Source organism: Mesorhizobium sp. B4-1-1 (assembly GCF_006439375.1).
Taxonomy (GTDB): Bacteria; Pseudomonadota; Alphaproteobacteria; order Rhizobiales; family Rhizobiaceae; genus Mesorhizobium.
Genome location: NZ_VFTH01000007.1, coordinates 198,834 through 215,754, shown reverse-complemented (window position 1 = coordinate 215,754; position 16,921 = coordinate 198,834). Strand labels below are relative to the sequence as shown.

Sequence of the window (16,921 nt, the reverse complement as noted above, 5' to 3'; positions counted from 1 at the left end):
AGAGCGTGAAACGCTCTTCCAGCGATCGGAACCCCTTCCTGTCGCTTTTGGTCGCGGTATCCTGATTGTCCCGCGCCCATTGCACAAGCGGCAATGGAACAATAGATGGTGCGTCAGCATCCGGAGATGGTGCCTCAGCGTCCAGCGATGGGTGCCGTGGCGCGCACGAATGGACGCGCGGCCGGATCCGACCTGACAGACCGCGTGAACAAACAGGAACAACCGCATGACCGATAAGCTCGACGCAGCGAAATTGACCGATCGCGTCGCGGCCCTCGTCGAGGCTGCCAGGCGCGCCGGCGCCGACGCGGCCGACGCGGTCGCGGTCCGCGGCCGTTCGGCCGGCGTCTCGGTCCGGCTGGGCAAGGTCGAGGGCACCGAATCGTCGGAGAGCGAGGATGTCTCGCTGCGCGTCTTCGTCGGCCAGCGCGTGGCGAGCGTCTCGGCCACCGCCGCATCCGACCCGACTGCGCTTGCCGAGCGCGCGGTCGCCATGGCCAGGGTTTCGCCCGAGGATCCGTTCCAAGGTCTCGCCGATCCGGCGCTGCTCGCCCGCAATTTGCGCGATCTCGACCTCTTCGATCCGACCGAAGTTTCGGCCGACCAGCTCAAGGAAGCCGCCCTTGCCGCCGAAGCGGCCGCATTGGCGGTCAAGGGCGTCACCAATTCCGCGGGCAGCAGCGCCGGCGCCGGCCTGGGCGGCCTGGTTCTCGCCACCTCGCATGGCTTTGTCGGCCAGTATGTCGCCTCGCGTTTCTCGCGCTCGACCAGCGTCATCGCGGGTGAGGGCACGGCGATGGAGCGCGACTATGAATTCTCCTCGCGCCAGCATTTCGCCGATCTCGACGCACCGGAAGAGATCGGCCGCAAGGCCGGCGAACGCGCGGTGCGCCGCCTCGGCGCCCGCAAGGCGGCGACCGGCCCGGTCGACGTGGTGTTCGATCCGCGCGTCGCGCGCGGCATAGCCGGCCATCTGGCCGGCGCCATCAACGGCGCCGCGGTCGCCCGCAAGACCAGCTTCCTGCGCGACATGATGGGCAGAGAAGTGGCCTCGGCCGCCATCACCGTCACCGACGACCCTTTGCGGCGGCGCGGCCAGGCCTCGCGCCCCTTCGATGGCGAGGGCATCGAGGGCGAGAAGCTGCTGATGGTCGAGAAGGGCGTCTTGAACCACTGGTTCCTGTCGACCTCGGCCGCGCGCGAGCTCGGCCTCGTCACCAATGGCCGCGGCTCGCGCAGCGGCTCGTCGGTTTCGCCGTCCTCGACCAACTTTGCCATCGAGCCGGGCGGTCGTTCGCCGGAAGATCTGATCGCGTCGTTGAAGAGTGGCTTCTATGTCACCGAGGTGTTCGGCCAGGGCGTCGACATGGTGACCGGCGAATACAGCCGCGGCGCCTCCGGCTACTGGATCGAGAACGGCGCGTTGGCCTATCCGGTGGCCGAGGTCACGATCGCCTCGAACCTGAAGACCATGTTCCTCAACATGGTGCCGGCCAACGATCTCGACCGCAATTTCGGCACGGCGGCGCCGACGCTCCTGATTGAAGGGATGACCCTTGCCGGCGCTTGACCAGTTGACTTCGAATGAGGCCCGCGACGACCTCGCTCTGCTGCGCGAGGCCGCTCGCGAGGCTGGCGCCATCGCCATGCGTTATTTCGGCAACAACCCGCAGGTGTGGATGAAGGGCGGTACCTCGCCGGTAAGCGAGGCAGACCATGCGGTGGACGCTTATCTGCGCGAGACCTTGCTCCGGGCGCGTCCGGATTATGGCTGGCTGTCGGAGGAAACCGCCGACGACCATGCCAGATTGTCTGCCCGCCGCACCTTCGTCGTCGACCCGATCGACGGCACGCGCGGCTTTCTCGATGGCCTGCATTCCTGGTGCGTCAGCGTCGCCGTGGTCGAGGACGGGCGCTCGCTCGCCGGCGTGCTCGAATGCCCGGCCAAGCGCGAGACCTATTGGGCGCTGCCGGGCGAGGGCGCCTATCTCAACGACAAGCGCATCCATGTGCGGCCGCTGGGCGAAAGCGTCGATATCGGCGGCCCCAAGCCGCTGGTCGACTTGATGCCGCAGGCTTGGCAGGAAAGGCTGCGGCGGACGGCCTACATTCCTTCGCTTGCCTATCGGCTGGCGATGATCGCCGCAGGCAAGCTCGACGCGACCTTCGTCAAGCCGAGCGCGCATGACTGGGACATCGCCGCCGCCGATCTCATCCTTGCCGAGGCGGGCGGAGCATTGCTCGACCGTGCCGGCAAGCCGCCGCGCTACGCCGGCGAGGTGATCAATCACGGCGCGCTCGCCGCCGGCAGCGGCGAATTGCTCGGCGTGCTTGCCGGCGTCATTGCCGGGCTTGACGAAGGGTGAGGCGGCCGGCAGTTCCAAAACCGGCCGCTTTGGTCTAGACCTGTCACAATTCATGAATATGCGAAGGATCGGCATGACCGCGGAAGACGGAAAGAAGCAGCTTTTGCACCTGGTGTTCGGCGGCGAGCTGAAAAAGCTGGGTGGAACCGAGTTCCGCGATCTCGACTCTCTCGACATTGTCGGCATCTATCCTGACTATCAAACCGCGCTTGGCGCCTGGAAAGCCAAGGCGCAGGCCAGTGTCGACAATGCTCATATGCGCTATTTCGTTGTTCATCTGCACCGTTTGCTCGATCCAGAATCGAAGGTCGGCGGTTGACGTCGATGGAGCATGAAGCGGTGAAAGGGCCGACCCGGCGGCGCGCCGACAGACGCGGCGGAACGCGCACGCTGTGGCGGCGCATCCGCGAGCCGTTGGCGCAGTCGAGTTTCGTCAAGAACTTCATCGCCAGCCTGTTCGCCTGGTTCCTGCGGTTGATTCGCGTCACCAGCCCGCTCGTCGAAGGCTCGACCCGGGTCGCCGGCGGCGCTCATGCGCATCTTGAGCCGGGCATCATCGCGCTCTGGCACGGCCAGCATCTTTTGACCCCTGCCTATTACCCCGAGGGCCGGCCGCTGGTCGCCATGGTTTCGCGCAGCGCCGACGCCGAGCTCCAGGCGCTGATGATCGAGAAATTCGGCATCGAGGCGGTGCGCGGCTCCGGCGGCCGCGACAGTTCGAGGCATTTGGACAAGGGCGGCGCCAAAGCCTTGATCGCGCTGAGGAAGGCGCTCGTCGCCGGCAAGAACGTTGCCATGATCGCCGACATTCCGAATGGCACGCCGCGTGACGCGGGGCTTGGCATCGTTCTTCTGGCAAGGCTTTCCGGCCGGCCGATCCTGCCCTCGGCCATCGCCACCAGTCGTCGCAAAGTGCTGGAGAAGAGCTGGGACAAGACCACCATCAACCTGCCATTCGGCCGCTCCGCGGTTATCGTGGGGCCGCCGGTCTTCGTGCCGGCCGATGCCGACGAGGCCGAGATGGAGCGCAAGCGCCAGGAGGTCACAGCCTCTCTCAATGCCGCGACGGCCGAGGCCTATCGCCTCGTGGACGGCGGAAAATGAGCGAGCGTTGGGCACGCGCGGCCCTCACTGCCTACCGCTATGCGGGGGCGGCCGCCTATCCGCTGATCGGACCCTATGTCGCCTGGCGCGCCTCGCGCGGCAAGGAGGATCGCGTCCGCCGCCGCGAGCGCTACGGCGTTGCCGGCCGTCCCCGGCCGGAAGGGCCGGTGATCTGGATCCATGCGGCGAGCGTCGGCGAGACGATCGCGGTGGTGCCGCTGGTCGAGAGCATCCTCGACTATGGCGTCAACATCGTCCTGACCACCGGCACCGTGACCTCGGCCAAGGTCGCCGAAGAGCGTCTCGGCAGCCGCATCATCCACCAATATGTGCCGCTCGATCTCAAGCCAGCGGTAAGCCGCTTCCTCGATCACTGGCGGCCGGAACTGGCGATCATCGCCGAATCGGAAATCTGGCCGATGACCATCCTGGAACTTGGCGCCCGCAACGTGCCGCAGGTTCTGGTCAACGGCCGGCTGTCGGACCGCTCCTTCATGTCCTGGAAGAAGCGCTCCAGCGTTGCCGAGGCGCTGTTCGAGAACCTCGCCCATGTCATCGCCCAGTCGGATGTCGACGGCGAGCGCTTCCGCGCGCTCGGCGCCCGGCCCGTCACCGTCTCCGGTAACCTCAAGGTCGACACCAACCCGCCGCCCGTCGACGAGCGGGCTCTGGCCACCCTGCAGCGCCAGATCGGCGGTCGCCCGACCTGGGCGGCGATCTCGACCCATGACGGCGAGGAGGTGGTGGCTGCCGAGGTCCATGCCAGCCTGCACAAGCGCCATCATGGGCTCGTGACCATCATCGTGCCGCGTCACCCCGACCGCGCCGACGCGCTTGCCGCGCAGATTTCCGGCATGGGGCTGACGGTCGCACGGCGCGGCAAGGGCGACCGCATCTCGCCCGACACCGATATCCTTCTGGGCGATACGATCGGCGAAATGGGCCTTTATCTGAGGCTGACCGAGATCGCTTTCGTCGGCCGCTCGCTGACCTCGGAAGGCGGCCAGAACCCGCTCGAGCCGGCGATGCTCGAAACCGCCGTGCTTGCCGGTCGCAACGTGCAGAATTTCCGCGAGGCCTATCAGCGCCTGCTCGACAGCGGCGGCGCCAAGTTGGTGCGCGACCGCGACATGCTGACCGGTGCCGTCAATTTCCTTTTGACCAACGAAGCGGCGCGTCACGAGATGATGGCGGCGGGGGCCGCCACCGTCGACGAAATGCGCGGCGCGCTTGCCCGCACGCTGAAATCGCTGGAGCCCTATATCCAGCCTCTGGTCGTCAAGGCGCGCCTGAAAGGCGCAAACGGGCGCTAGCGCATGATGCCAAAAATCGGGACCGGTTTTTGGAAAAGTCCATGCGCGAAGCCGAGACGCATGGGGGAGGCGCGATGACCAGCGAAGCGCCACCCTTCTGGTGGGAAAGGCCGGACTGGCGCGTCTTCGCGTTGTCGCCGGCATCGGCGGTCTATGGGCTGGTCGCCGGCCGCCGCATGCGCCATGCCCCGCGCGAGAAGGTCGAGGCGCCGGTGTTGTGCGTCGGCAACCTTACCGTTGGCGGCAGCGGCAAGACCCCGGTCGCCATTGCCTTGGCCAAACAGGCCAGGCACATGCAACTCACGCCAGGCTTCCTGTCGCGCGGTCACGGCGGTTCTTTCGCCAAGCCGCATGTCGTCGACGCGCATCATGACGCCGCCAAGCATGTCGGCGACGAGCCGCTGCTTCTGGCCGAACATGCGCCCGTCGCGGTGACGGCGAACCGCGCCGCCGGCGCGAAGCTGCTCATCGAGGAACATGGCTGCGACTTCCTGATCATGGATGACGGCTTCCAGTCGGCGCGAATCCACATCGACTATGCGCTGGTCGTGGTCGACGCCCGCTTCGGCATCGGCAACGGCCGCGTCATCCCGGGCGGGCCGCTCCGCGCCAGGGTCGTCGACCAACTGGTCTTCACCAGCGGCTTGCTGAAGATGGGCGAGGGGGCCGCCGCCGATGGCGTCGTGCGCCAGGCGGCGCGCGCCGGCCGGCCAATCTTCCTGGCGCATGTCGAGCCGGCCAACTCGTCGCGCTTCGCCGGCGGGCGCTTCCTGGCCTTCGCCGGCATCGGCCATCCGGAGAAATTCTTCGACACGGTGCGCGGCGCGGGCGGCGAGGTCGCGCTGTCGCGAGCCTTCCCGGATCATCATTTCTACGCCCAGGACGAGCTTGCCGACCTCCTGGCGCTTGCCCGTCAGGAGGGACTGCGCCTCGTCACGACGGCAAAGGACGCCGCTCGGCTGCGCCATGGCGAGACGCCCGCCGGGTTCCTCGCCCAACTGGACGTGCTCGATATCGAGGCCGTGTTCGAGCTCGATCATGTGCCCGAACGCATAATCGACGAAACGCTCGACGCCTGGCGCCTGCGCAAGATGCGGGGCTAATGCATGTCGCGCAAAAGCGCAGCGGTTTTGCGACAACGACGTGCATGAAAACAAGACTTAAAACGGCGCCCGCCGTCAATTGCCGTCGATCACGCGGCGGAAGTAGCGAACCGTCTCGCCGAGCCCATCCTCGAGAGCGACGCGAGGGGACCAGTCCAACGTCGCTCGCGCCAGATCTATGTCGGGCTGGCGCTGGCGGGGATCGTCTTGCGGGAGGGGTTCGAACTCGATTTTGGACTTGCCGCCAACAAGGCTCAATACCAGTTCGGCCAGTTCCAGGATCGTGACTTCCGTCGGGTTGCCGACGTTGAGAGGGCCTACGAAATCGTCGGGCGTTGCCATCATCCGAACCATCGCGTCGACGAGGTCGTCAACATAGCAGAAGCTGCGCGTATGGCTTCCGTCGCCGTAGATTGTTATGGGGTCGTTCCGCAGGGCCTGGACGATGAAATTGCTGACCACGCGTCCATCCGACGGGTGCATACGGGGTCCGTAAGTATTGAATATGCGCACCACCTTGATGGGTAATTTCGACTGACGCCAGTAGTCGAAGAACAGCGCCTCGGCACATCTCTTGCCTTCGTCGTAGCAGCTGCGCGGCCCGATCGGATTGACGTGGCCCCAATAGGCCTCGGTCTGAGGATGGACTTGCGGATCGCCATAGACCTCGGATGTCGATGCCTGAAGGATCCTGGCTCCGGAAACGCATGCGAGGTCGAGCATGTTGATCGCCCCATAGACGCAGGTCCTGGTCGTCTCGATCGGAATGCGCTGATAGTGAACGGGCGAGGCTGGGCAGGCGAGATTGAAGATTTCTTCCGTTTCGACTTTGAGAGGCACGGTAACGTCGTGCCTGAGAAACTCGAAATGTGGATTGCCCAGAAGATGACCGATATTTTTCTCCGAGCCGGTCGAAAAATTGTCGGCACATATTACCTGGCGTTCCTGCGCCAGCAGCAGATCGCATAGATGCGAGCCGATAAAGCCGGCCCCACCCGTCACAAGAACCTTCACAATAGACCCCCGTACCCGTCGCCCTTTGCTGTCTATAGCCCCAGAAAGGCGAAAGTGTCAGCACTGAAACGACGAGCCATCGACGGGAAGGGAAGAAGTGGCTGCGGCTATACTGCGCGCCGCATCGCCTGCGGGATCGCCTCGTCGCGCTCGACATTGAGCTTGCTTTCGAAATCGAAATGCCAATCCCTGTCGCGCGGCTCGGAAGTCGAGGCGTCGCCGCGCCGCATGATAAGCAGCAGGCGAACAAAGATCTTGAGAGATTTTCTGAAGTCTTTCAGTGCCCTAAGCGGTCGAGATCGATGGCCGCGGCTTGCATGCTTATCCCCGCTTGCGCAATTCCGGGTGCATCTCGATCTCACGGGCAAGCGACACCGCGGCATTCACATAGGGCTCCTGCCGGGCGACGCTCCAATATTTGAGCTCGTCGAGCGGAATGTTCTCGCCCGTCACCGCACAGCGCACGAAAGAGCCGGGACTGGTGACCTGGAAGTCGCCGTCGAGATAACGGATCCGGGCTTCCCTGCCGCCCGGGCCTTCGAAACGGTTCATCATGAAAGGACGCTGCAGTTCATCGGGTTTCAATCGCCATAAATCGTAAGCAACGTCAAGCTTGACGCAATGCTCATCCGATATGGCTGCAGCGGCAAATGGTTCCGGAAGCCCGGCATGGACATCACACCGACCCGCTTGAACACGCTGATCAATGAGGCGCTCACCCCGCAGGCGGTGCCCTCGCCCAAGGCCGATCCGGCGACGGCGGCTTTGATCAAGACGCTGGTCCAGCCGCCGGCGCCCACGACGGGGCAGGCGGCGCAAATCGCGGCCCAGTCGCTGCAAAGCGCGCTGCCGCGCCCTGCGGTTCAGGCATCGCAACGCCTGTCGTCTTCCGAGGTCGAGGACGCCTACCGGGCCGTCATGGAGCCCGATGCCGCCACCGACGATACGCCGGCAAGACCCTCGACGGGCAAGGCGGCGACGGATACCGATCAGGCTCGACGCGGCTTCGTCCCGCCACCGGCAGCGGTTACCGACAATACGTCCAGGCCCGCGGTTGCGCCGCCGGCATCATCCACATTTTCGCCGGCTATCGCTTCCGCTTCAGCGCTGGTCGCGGCCAATGCCAACGCGCCTCAGCCGCGCGGTGCCTCCGTCCGCCCGGCTGGACATGCCCCGCGATCGGAATCCGCGCCGATATCCCTTTGGACGATCTCGGTTGTCACGGCCATCGTCTCGGCGGTGACGGCAACGATCACGGTGCTGCTGCTTCGCTAACCCTGCTCTAGACGTCGTCCTGCAGGAAGGCTTCGAGTTTTTCCGGAGCAAGCCCCGCCTGTTCGGCGATGCGCCTGGCAAGATCCGCCGCCGCCGCGCGCGGCCGGCCGACCGGGCGGTCCATCCAATAAGACACCGGATTGAGCGCAACGCGCCCATCGACGGCGACGACACGGCCGGATTGGACCTGGTCCGCCGTGAGCGGCGGTCGCGCCAGCGCGATACCCAGCCCGTGCGCCGCCGCGTCGAGCACCAGATTATAGTCTTCGAAACGCCGGTCCTGCGGGCGCGGGCGATAATCCACGTCCTGCGCCGCGAACCAGGCGCGCCAGCCCGACGCGTCGGAATCGTTGATGAGCGGGAACTTCAGCAGCCGGGCAGGATCGCCTTGCCCGATCTCCTTGGCGAATTCCGGCGAGGCGATGGGAAAAATCTGTTCCTCGAAAAGCTGCACCGAGACGCGGCCCGGGATGCGGCCGCGCCCGCAGCGCACCGAAAGGTCGATGCCTTCGTCGGCGAGGTCGGCCTGGCGGTTGTCGACGTCGAGCACGATGCGCAGCTTGGTCGGATGGTTCTCCAATGCGGCCATGCGCGGCATCAGCCACAGCCCGCTTACCGACGGGATCGAGGCCAGCCGCACCACGGCGGTGCCGCGCGGCTCGACCCAGCGGTCGGAGTTGAACGAGATCAGCGCGAAAGCCTCGGCGGTCCGCAAATGCAGGCGGTTACCCTCGATCGTCAGCGTCACGCCGCGGGCGTTGCGCTCAAACACCTTCAAGCCGAGCCAGTCCTCCAGTTTGGCGATCTGGCGGCTCACCGCGCCATGGGTGAGGTTGAGCTTTTCAGCCGCCGCGGAAAAACTCCCCGTACGCGCCGCCGCATCGAAGGCGCGCAAGGTTTCAAGCGGCAGTATCTGGTCAGAGCTGTGATCCATGCTCACAGCTGACCCTCGAATTGGTCGTTTGTCAATTGCCCGGCAATGGCGTTTTCTGCGTCCATGACACGGAAAGACGAGGTTACGGTAATGAACGCTTACACCGGCACGTTGAATGAGACACAGCGCATGGACACCACCGCTGCGGTCGCGGTGACGTTGACGGTCATCGGCTGGGCCTCGGCCTTCCCGGCGATCCGCGCCGGCCTTGCCGCTTTCCAGCCGCTGGAGTTAGGGGCGCTGCGCTTTGCCATCGCGGCGGTTCCGGCCGCCATCTTCCTCGCGGTGAAGCGCCCGGCTCTGCCCAGGATCGACGAATTGTGGCGCTTCGGCTTCGGCGGCGCCATCTTCGTCGCGCTCTACACCGCCATGCTCAATTTCGGCGAGCTCACCGTCTCGGCGGGCGCGGCCGGCTTCATCATCAATGTCAGCCCGATCTTCACCGCCATCATGGCGATGGCGCTGCTCGGCGAACGCTTCTCGCGTTTGGCGTGGCTCGGCACGGTCATTTCCTTTGCCGGCATCGGCATCATCGCGGTCGCGGACGGACACGGCCTGCATTTCAACGCCGGCGCGCTGCTTGTCCTGGGTTCCGCCCTGTGCTCCGCCGTCAACACCATCGTCCAGAAGCCGCTTTTTGCCCGCCATCATCCGCTGACGATTTCGGCCTCCAATATGGTGCTCGGCGCGCTCTGCCTGTCGCCGTTCCTGCCGGAAGCGTTTTCGCAGGCAGCGGTCGCCAACACCGCCGGTCTCGGCGCCGTCATCTATCTCGGCATCGTACCCTCGTTGATCGCCTATGCCGCCTGGGCGACCGCGCTGTCGCGCCTGCCTGCCGCCCGCGCCTCGAACTTTCTCTACCTCGTCTCGCCGACCTCCGCCTTGATCGGCTTCTTCTGGCTGGGCGAAGTGCCGTCGCTGCTCGGCATCCTCGGCGGCGCGCTGGCGCTGGGTGGCGTCGTCGTGGTGAATTTGAAGCGCTGATTCAATGGATTGTGACCGCTTCCAGACTCGAACCGACAAGTTGAGTTTGGCAACCAGGCGGCCCCTGTGATGCGGACGTGAGGCAAGCTATCCTGATCCGCCTTGACGGAGGGGATCGGTATGGGAAGAGGCTTCATTGCCACGGTTTTCTGCTTGCTGCTGCTGAGCGGGAAAGCCTTCGCGGGCTGGTACCAGGTGGAGAATTACGAAGGCTCCATCGGACCGAACCCGGTCCATCTCTCCCTGCAGCGCTATGCCAGCTTCGGCAGCGGCATCACCGTCGAGGGAAGCTATTTCTACGACGCCAGGCAAAGCCCCATTGCAATCTACGGCAAGGCGGACGGCCAAAGGCTCACGCTATGCGAAATCGCGGACGACAAGGAATTCGAGCGCGTGTTGGTGAGGGGGTCGAAGTCACCCGTCGACACCACCGGGTGTCCGTTCTCCCTCGAACTCGGCGAAGATGCCGCGACGGGAAACTGGAGCAAGGGCGCGGACAAATACCCCGTCACGCTGAAGAAGGTCGCGAGCCTTGACGACACCGGCGACTTGAAACTCGGCGGAACCGTCGAGATTCCGTTTTGGGCCGAGACGGCCACCGATCGGTTTGCCGGCATCTACACGAAATCCGACGCCGGCATCTGCATGACCGGACTGCGGGTCATCAACAAACGGAAAAGCAAGGCCGTTCAGGAAATCGGCTTCGATGACCCGGACTGCAACGCCGGCATGCTGATGACCCCCATCTACATGAATGTGCAGAAGTGGGTGGAGGGCGGCAAGGACATCATCGCGGTGAATTTCCGCGGTGGCGGCGCCGGCCACACCGAGGACTACGCCTTCAGTCCCAAGGCCAAAAAATACCGCAAAAGGAAATGATGCCGGTCGTCAGGCGCGCTCACCGTCGCCCGAACAGCCTTTCTATGTCGGCGAGCTTGAGCTCGATATAGGTCGGGCGGCCATGGTTGCAGGTGCCGGCCCCCGGCGTCGCCTCCATCTGACGCAGCAGCGCATTCATCTCCTCGGCCTTGAGCAGCCGGCCCGAGCGCACCGAGCCGTGGCAGGCCATGGTCGCGGCGATCTTGTCCAGCCGTTCCTTCAGCGTCTCGACGGTGTCGTTGTCGGCGATCTCGTCGGCAAGGTCGCGCACCAGCTGCTGCACATTGGTCTCGCCGAGCATGGACGGCGTCTCGCGCACCGCCACCGCGCCGGGGCCGAAGCGCTCGAGGCCGAGGCCGAATTTGGCGAGCGTGTCGGAATGCATGGCCAGCCGCTCGGCATCCTCTTCCGGCAGGTCGACGATCTCGGGCAAAAGCAGTATCTGCGAGGGTACCGCGCGCGCATGCAGCGCGTTCTTCAGCGCTTCATAGACCAGCCGCTCATGCGCGGCATGCTGGTCGACGATGACAAGCGAATCCCTCGTTTGGGCGACGATGTAGTTCTCATGCACCTGCGCGCGCGCCGCACCCAGCACCATGCCGAGCAGCGCCTCAGTCGGTTCGGCCATGCCGGCGCGGACATCGGCGCTGGCGAGCGGGCCGGTGTCGAAGGCGGCCTGCTCGTTTTCGGCAAAGCCGTTGGACCGCGGCCTTGGTTCGCCGTAGCCCATGTCGAGTGGTCGCTGCGCCGAGCGCAACGGATCGAAGCCTCCGGAGCCGGAAGCGTGATAAGCGGCCTCGTAGCTGCGATGGCCGTTGGCCGGGCCGGCATGCGAGTAGGGCGCCGCTCCCGGTCGGAATGCCGCCATCATGCCGGCGGCCCCCGTGGTCGCCGCGCGGATGCCGGCGCCGGCCAGCGCCTCGCGGATGGCGCCGACGATCAGCCCACGCACCAGGCCGGGATCGCGGAACCGCACATCGGCCTTGGCCGGATGCACATTGACGTCGACGGTCGATGGATCGAGCGACAGAAACAGCACGGTCACCGCATGTCGGTCGCGCGGCAGGACGTCGGCGAAGGCGCCGCGGATCGCGCCGGCGATCAACTTGTCGCGCACCGGCCGTCCGTTGACATAGGCATATTGCTGCAGCGCGTTCGCCCGTGTGTAGGACGGGATCGAGACGTGGCCGGCGAGGTGGACACCCTCCCGCGCGGCATCGATGGCAATGGCATTGTCGGGAAAATCCCTGCCCATCACCTGCGCGACGCGGGCAAGGCGACCTTCCGGCGTGTCGTCCGTAGCCGGCAGTTCCAGCGTCGAGCGGTCGGGACCGGCAAGCGTGAAGCGCACGGCCGGGAAAGCGATCGCGATGCGCTTCACCACATCGCCGGTGGCCGAGCTTTCGGCGCGCTCGCCCTTCATGAATTTCAGCCTGGCCGGCGTGGCGAAGAAGAGGTCGCGCACTTCGACCGTGGTGCCGCGATTGGCCGCCGCCGGCTTCACCGGTAAGACGCGGCCGCCGTCGATGCCGATCTCGGCTGCGCTGTCGCCGCTTGCCGTGCGCGAGCGGATCGACAGCCGCGCGACGGAACCGATCGAGGGCAGCGCCTCGCCGCGGAAGCCGAGCGAGCGGATGTCGTGGATGTCGTCGGAGAGCTTCGAGGTGCAGTGCCGCGCGATCGCCAGCGCCAGCTCCTTTTCAGGAATGCCCGAGCCGTCATCGGTGACGCGGATGAGGTTCAGCCCGCCGCCCGCCGTGACGACCTCGACCTTGCTGGCACCCGCGTCGAGCGCATTCTCGACCAGCTCCTTCACCACGCTCGCCGGACGCTCGATGACCTCGCCGGCGGCGATCTGGTTGATCATCGTTTCGGAAAGCTGGCGGATGGGCATGAGGGGACTATAGGCGGATTCGCGGCCGGTGGGGGAGGGGCAGAATGACGGCGTCGGTGGATCAGCTGGCGGCGCGGATCTCGCGCACCCCCTTGCGCAGCCGTCGCCGCAACAAGTTGCGCAGCGTCACGCCATCGCCGTAGCCGACCTTGGCCGCGATCTCCTCGACGCTGTCCGATGTGGTTTTCAAGAGATGCACCGCCTGTTCGACGCGCAGGTCCTGGAAGAAGGACAGCGGCGTCTTGCCCAGCACATCGTTGACGCGCCGTGACAGTGTGCGCTTGCTGGCGCCGAGCGCCGCGGCCGCCTCATCGAGGTTGAAACCGTCGGCAAGCCGTCCACGCGCCCAGCGTTCGAAGCGCTCGACCAGCGGATTCGAATGGGCAAGGTGATCTGAAATTGCGTAGGCAGATTGCAGCGGCCGGCTGTCGACGATCAGATATTTCGCGGTCAGCGCAGCGAGCTCCGGACTTGCCTGCCGGATCACCAGCAAAGCGAGATCGATATGGCCGAGCGCTGCGCCCGCGGTGACGAATTGGCCGTCATTGACCAGCATGCGCGAAGCGTCGAGCCGTATTCCGGGATAACGCTGCCTGAACATCGGCGCCAACCACCATGTCGTCGTCGATGGCCGTCCGTCGAGCAGGCCGCTTTCGGCGAGAACGAAGGTGCCGATGCACGCCGCGCCGATGCGTGTGCCGTCGCCGGCACGAGCCTGCAGCGCTTCGACCGCCGCGCCGACATCGCTCCGCTTCAGCGCGGCGCCCAGTGGCTCGGGCATTTTCTGGCCGAGGGCAGGGATCAAAAGCCAGTCGGGGGCTGGTTCGCTGCCAATCGGCACGACTGGCACTTGCATTCCCTGTGCGGTGCGCACGCTGTCGCTAACCCCCACGATGGTGGTGACGAAGCGGTTGGGCGGCGCCGGCAGCATGGCGGCGAGTTCGTTGGCCGTGCCGAAGACGTCCAGAACGCAGGCCAGCCCGGTGTCGAATGCGCCGTCGAGAACAAGTACGGAAATGTTCATGGCAGGAATGATATCAAAGAAGTCATTTCTGCCAATACTGTTTTCGCTTCAGTGCTGCGACCCTGCTCCGCGACGGTCGATCTGGCCGTGCACCGAAGGAGAGAAGAAATGATCAAGCTTGCACTGTTCGCCCGTTTCGAAGCCAAGCCCGGCAAGGAAAAGGACGTCGCCGCCTTCCTGCAGGCCGGGCTGCAGCTTGCCAACCGGGAGGCCGGGACGCCGATCTGGTTTGCCCTGCAGCTTTCGCCAAGCGTCTTCGGCGTTTTCGACGCCTTTCACGACGAAGCCGGGCGCGAGGCGCATCTCACCGGCGAGATCGCCAAGGCCTTGATGGCCAACGCAGAGACGCTGTTTGCCGGACCGCCGACCATCGACAGGATCGATGTGCTCGGGTTGAAGAACGACGGCTCGGTGTGAGCCTGTCGACGCACCGTGAACTGGCTATACGCCGGCTTGCGGTGCGCAGTTTCACGCCTGCGCCACCAGCCAATCCCTGACCCTACGCGCATTGTCACTGAGGTCGCGGTTCTTCGGCCAGATCACGTGGAAGCCGATGCCGGTCCGCATCACATGGTCGGTCACCGGCACCAGCAGCCCGGACGCAACCAGCCGCTCAACCAGATGCCGCCATCCGAGCGAGATGCCTTGTCCCTCCATCACCGCCTGGATCACCAACGCGTAATCGTTGATGCGCAACCCGCGCTCGGCATTGCGCAGGCTGGTTCCGGCGGACGCGAACCATTCGTCCCAGTTGGGCGCCTCGCGGTAGGGCTCCTCCAGATGGATCAGCCGGTGCGTGGCCAGTTCCTCGACCGTCTTCGGCTTGCCGAATTTGGCGAGATAGCTCGGTCCCGCGACCGGGAAGATCTCCTCGTCGGAGAGCGACAGCGAGTGATAGTCCGGCCAGTCGCGCGGCACGCCACCGCGCACGCCGAGCGGAATGCCCTCGGCGATGATGTCGAGATCGCGGTCGGCGGTCTGGATGCGCAGGTCGACGCCCGGCAGTTCGTCGCGGAACTGCTGCAGGCGCGGCATCATCCAGAACGAGCCGAAGGCTGTCGAGGCGGCAAGCGTCACGTGCCCGCCCGTCGCCTGCAGGCGCAGGTCCTCCGCCGATTTGCGGATATGCGACAGGCCGAGCGAAACGTCGGCATGGAAGCGCTCGCCGGCCTCCGTCAGAATCACCTGGCGGTGGCGCCGTTGGAAGAGCTTGGCGCCGAGCTGCTCCTCCAGGCCGCGCACGGCATAGGAGACGGCCGCCTGGGTCATGCCGAGTTCGCGTCCGGCGGCGGTGAAGCTCGACAGCCGGCCCGCGGCTTCGAAGACGATGAGGCTGCCGGCTGAGGGCAGGAGGTGGCGCAGGCTTCGCATAAGGTGAGCTTATACAGAAGATCAGGATTTTCCAGCGTCACAGCCATATTTTGCCTCGCTAACGTGAGTGGCGGGAAGAAGGAGGCTCCATGAACGCACCGGCCGTTGAATTGACCGAACAGACCCACCGCCGCGGCGGTGGCCGTCTTGGCCGCAAGGCGCTGAGAAGCGCGCCGATCGCGTCCTTCCCGACCCTTGTCCGCAATATCCCCGCTTATGAGATTGTGCCTGACGAGGCGGTGGAGCTGATCCACGAGGAATCGCTCAAGATCCTCGAGGAGGTGGGGTGCGAATTCCGCGACGACGGGGCGATCGAGCTCTGGAAAGCGGCCGGCGCCGACGTGCGGGAGACGCGTGTCCGCATCGACCGCGCTTTGCTGATGGAACTCGTCTCGAAGGTTCCGGCGGAATTCACGCTCAACGCGCGCAACCCCGAGCGCACCGTGCGCGTCGGCGGCAAGAACTCGATCTTCGTGCCGATGTATGGCGCGCCCTATATCCGCGACCTCGACAACAAGCGCCGTTACGGCACGCTCGCCGACCTCAACAATTTCCACAAGATGGCCTACATGGCGCCGGCGCTGCATTCGTCGAGCTCGGTCATCTGCGAGCCGATGGAAATCGCCGTGCCGAAGCGGCATCTCCACATCATCCATTCGGCGCTGAAACATTCCGACAAGCCGTTCATGGGCATCGTGACGTCGAAGGAACGCGCCGAGGACACGATGGCGATGGCTGGCATCGTCTTCGGCGAGGACTTCGTGCGCGACAACCCTGTGCTGGTGGCGATCACCAACTGCAATTCGCCGCTGGTGTGGGATGCCACGATGATCGACGCCATGCGGGTCTATGCCAGCCACAATCAGCCGCTGATCCTGGCGCCCTTCGCGCTGTGCGGCGCGTCGACCTCGGCCTCCGCCGTCGGGGCTGTGGCGCAGGTCAACGCCGAGGCGCTTGCCGGCGTGGCCCTGACCCAGCTCATCCGCCCGGGCTCGCCGCAGATCTACGGCCAATTCATGGTCACCGTCGACATGAAGACCGGCGCTCCGATGGGCGGCACGCCGGAGGCGGCCCAGATGATGTATCTGATGGGCGCGCTGGCCAGGAAATACAAATTGCCCTGGCGCACCTCCGGCTTCCATGTCGGCTCCAAGCTCAACGACGCGCAGGCCGGCTATGAGGCGAACATGCTGATGCATGCCGCGATCCTCTCCGGCGCCAATTACATCTGGCATTCCGCCGGCTGGCTGGAAGCGGGCCTCACCTGCGGCTATTCGAAATTCGCCACTGACTGCGAGCAGCTCGTCGGCTGGTACAAATATGCCGGCGGCGTGCCTTTCGACGATTTCAAGGAGGCGATGGCGGCGATCCGCGAGGTCGGTCCGCAAGGGCATTTCCTCGGCACGCAGCACACGCTCGAGCATTTCGAGAGCGCCTTCTTCATGCCCAACATCATGGACTTCAATTCCTTCGAGCAATGGAACGCCGAAGGCGCGAAGGACCACGATACGCGCGGCCGCGACAAGGCGCGCGCCATGCTCGCCGACTACCAGGAGCCGAAGCTCGACGAGGGCATTGCAGAGGGTCTCGCGGATTTGATCGCGCGGCGTGAGGAAAAGCTGCCGGACAGCGTTAGTTGATGGATAGCAGCGTTAGTTGA

The 16,921-nt window shown here is 65.3% G+C and carries 18 protein-coding genes; 11 read left to right on the top strand and 7 right to left on the bottom strand.

Annotation, left to right across the window (positions count from 1 at the left end; translation table 11 throughout):
* Positions 1-226 precede the first annotated feature (226 nt).
* From FJW10_RS12905 to lpxK, 6 genes are all read left to right on the top strand, one after another.
* Entirely contained in the window at positions 227-1,570 is a 1,344-nt protein-coding gene (locus FJW10_RS12905; protein WP_140900379.1) for a TldD/PmbA family protein, read from the top strand.
* Entirely contained in the window at positions 1,557-2,366 is an 810-nt protein-coding gene (locus tag FJW10_RS12900; protein ID WP_140900378.1) for a 3'(2'),5'-bisphosphate nucleotidase CysQ, read from the top strand. Before FJW10_RS12905 ends, FJW10_RS12900 begins: the two co-directional genes overlap by 14 nt.
* Before the next feature lie 73 nt (positions 2,367-2,439).
* Positions 2,440-2,685: a DUF4170 domain-containing protein gene (locus FJW10_RS12895; protein WP_140836792.1), complete on the top strand. Its 246-nt coding sequence runs from the start codon at positions 2,440-2,442 to the stop codon at positions 2,683-2,685.
* Between the two features lie 5 nt (positions 2,686-2,690).
* Positions 2,691-3,470: a lysophospholipid acyltransferase family protein gene (locus tag FJW10_RS12890; RefSeq protein ID WP_140900377.1), complete on the top strand. Its 780-nt coding sequence runs from the start codon at positions 2,691-2,693 to the stop codon at positions 3,468-3,470.
* Complete coding sequence (gene waaA / locus FJW10_RS12885; RefSeq protein WP_140900376.1) at positions 3,467-4,783, top strand: lipid IV(A) 3-deoxy-D-manno-octulosonic acid transferase; 1,317 nt, start codon at positions 3,467-3,469, stop codon at positions 4,781-4,783. Before FJW10_RS12890 ends, waaA begins: the two co-directional genes overlap by 4 nt.
* A 74-nt stretch (positions 4,784-4,857) precedes the next feature.
* A complete protein-coding gene (gene lpxK / locus FJW10_RS12880) occupies positions 4,858-5,886 on the top strand; it encodes a tetraacyldisaccharide 4'-kinase (RefSeq protein WP_140900408.1) in 1,029 nt (342 codons plus the stop codon).
* A 75-nt stretch (positions 5,887-5,961) separates the two neighbouring features.
* Here the strand turns inward: lpxK and FJW10_RS12875 are convergent, their stop codons facing one another.
* The 3 genes from FJW10_RS12875 to FJW10_RS12870 all read right to left on the bottom strand — a co-directional run bounded on the left by FJW10_RS12875 (position 5,962) and on the right by FJW10_RS12870 (position 7,455).
* A complete protein-coding gene (locus FJW10_RS12875; protein WP_246674238.1) occupies positions 5,962-6,900 on the bottom strand; it encodes a UDP-glucuronic acid decarboxylase family protein in 939 nt (312 codons plus the stop codon).
* A 107-nt stretch (positions 6,901-7,007) separates the two neighbouring features.
* On the bottom strand, positions 7,008-7,130 hold the full coding sequence (locus FJW10_RS30945) for a hypothetical protein (RefSeq protein ID WP_281405123.1): 123 nt from the start codon (positions 7,128-7,130) through the stop codon (positions 7,008-7,010).
* A gap of 91 nt (positions 7,131-7,221) precedes the next feature.
* Positions 7,222-7,455, bottom strand: a complete 234-nt coding sequence (locus FJW10_RS12870; RefSeq protein WP_040986608.1) for a DUF2093 domain-containing protein — start codon at positions 7,453-7,455, stop codon at positions 7,222-7,224.
* 114 nt (positions 7,456-7,569) lie between these two features.
* Between FJW10_RS12870 and FJW10_RS12865 the strand changes: the two genes are divergently transcribed.
* A complete protein-coding gene (locus FJW10_RS12865; protein WP_140900374.1) occupies positions 7,570-8,175 on the top strand; it encodes a hypothetical protein in 606 nt (201 codons plus the stop codon).
* A 7-nt stretch (positions 8,176-8,182) separates the two neighbouring features.
* Here FJW10_RS12865 and FJW10_RS12860 read toward each other — a convergent pair whose 3' ends face one another.
* Positions 8,183-9,109, bottom strand: a complete 927-nt coding sequence (locus FJW10_RS12860; protein ID WP_140900373.1) for a LysR substrate-binding domain-containing protein — start codon at positions 9,107-9,109, stop codon at positions 8,183-8,185.
* Positions 9,110-9,199: 90 nt separating this feature from the next.
* Here FJW10_RS12860 and FJW10_RS12855 point away from each other — a divergent pair, with 90 nt between their 5' ends.
* Complete coding sequence (locus FJW10_RS12855) at positions 9,200-10,093, top strand: EamA family transporter (protein ID WP_140900372.1); 894 nt, start codon at positions 9,200-9,202, stop codon at positions 10,091-10,093.
* 120 nt (positions 10,094-10,213) lie between these two features.
* Positions 10,214-10,972: a hypothetical protein gene (locus FJW10_RS12850; RefSeq protein ID WP_140900371.1), complete on the top strand. Its 759-nt coding sequence runs from the start codon at positions 10,214-10,216 to the stop codon at positions 10,970-10,972.
* A gap of 19 nt (positions 10,973-10,991) precedes the next feature.
* Here the strand turns inward: FJW10_RS12850 and mutL are convergent, their stop codons facing one another.
* Positions 10,992-12,866 (bottom strand): DNA mismatch repair endonuclease MutL, encoded by a 1,875-nt coding sequence (mutL, locus tag FJW10_RS12845; protein ID WP_140900370.1) that lies wholly within the window; start codon positions 12,864-12,866, stop codon positions 10,992-10,994.
* 61 nt (positions 12,867-12,927) lie between these two features.
* On the bottom strand, positions 12,928-13,890 hold the full coding sequence (locus FJW10_RS12840; RefSeq protein ID WP_140836752.1) for a helix-turn-helix domain-containing protein: 963 nt from the start codon (positions 13,888-13,890) through the stop codon (positions 12,928-12,930).
* Between the two features lie 108 nt (positions 13,891-13,998).
* Here FJW10_RS12840 and FJW10_RS12835 point away from each other — a divergent pair, with 108 nt between their 5' ends.
* Positions 13,999-14,307, top strand: a complete 309-nt coding sequence (locus tag FJW10_RS12835; protein WP_140641219.1) for an antibiotic biosynthesis monooxygenase — start codon at positions 13,999-14,001, stop codon at positions 14,305-14,307.
* Positions 14,308-14,358: 51 nt separating this feature from the next.
* Here FJW10_RS12835 and FJW10_RS12830 read toward each other — a convergent pair whose 3' ends face one another.
* Positions 14,359-15,261: a LysR substrate-binding domain-containing protein gene (locus tag FJW10_RS12830; protein ID WP_140656429.1), complete on the bottom strand. Its 903-nt coding sequence runs from the start codon at positions 15,259-15,261 to the stop codon at positions 14,359-14,361.
* 89 nt (positions 15,262-15,350) lie between these two features.
* Between FJW10_RS12830 and FJW10_RS12825 the strand changes: the two genes are divergently transcribed.
* On the top strand, positions 15,351-16,901 hold the full coding sequence (locus tag FJW10_RS12825; RefSeq protein WP_140900369.1) for a trimethylamine methyltransferase family protein: 1,551 nt from the start codon (positions 15,351-15,353) through the stop codon (positions 16,899-16,901).
* The last annotated feature ends 20 nt before the right edge of the window (positions 16,902-16,921 follow it).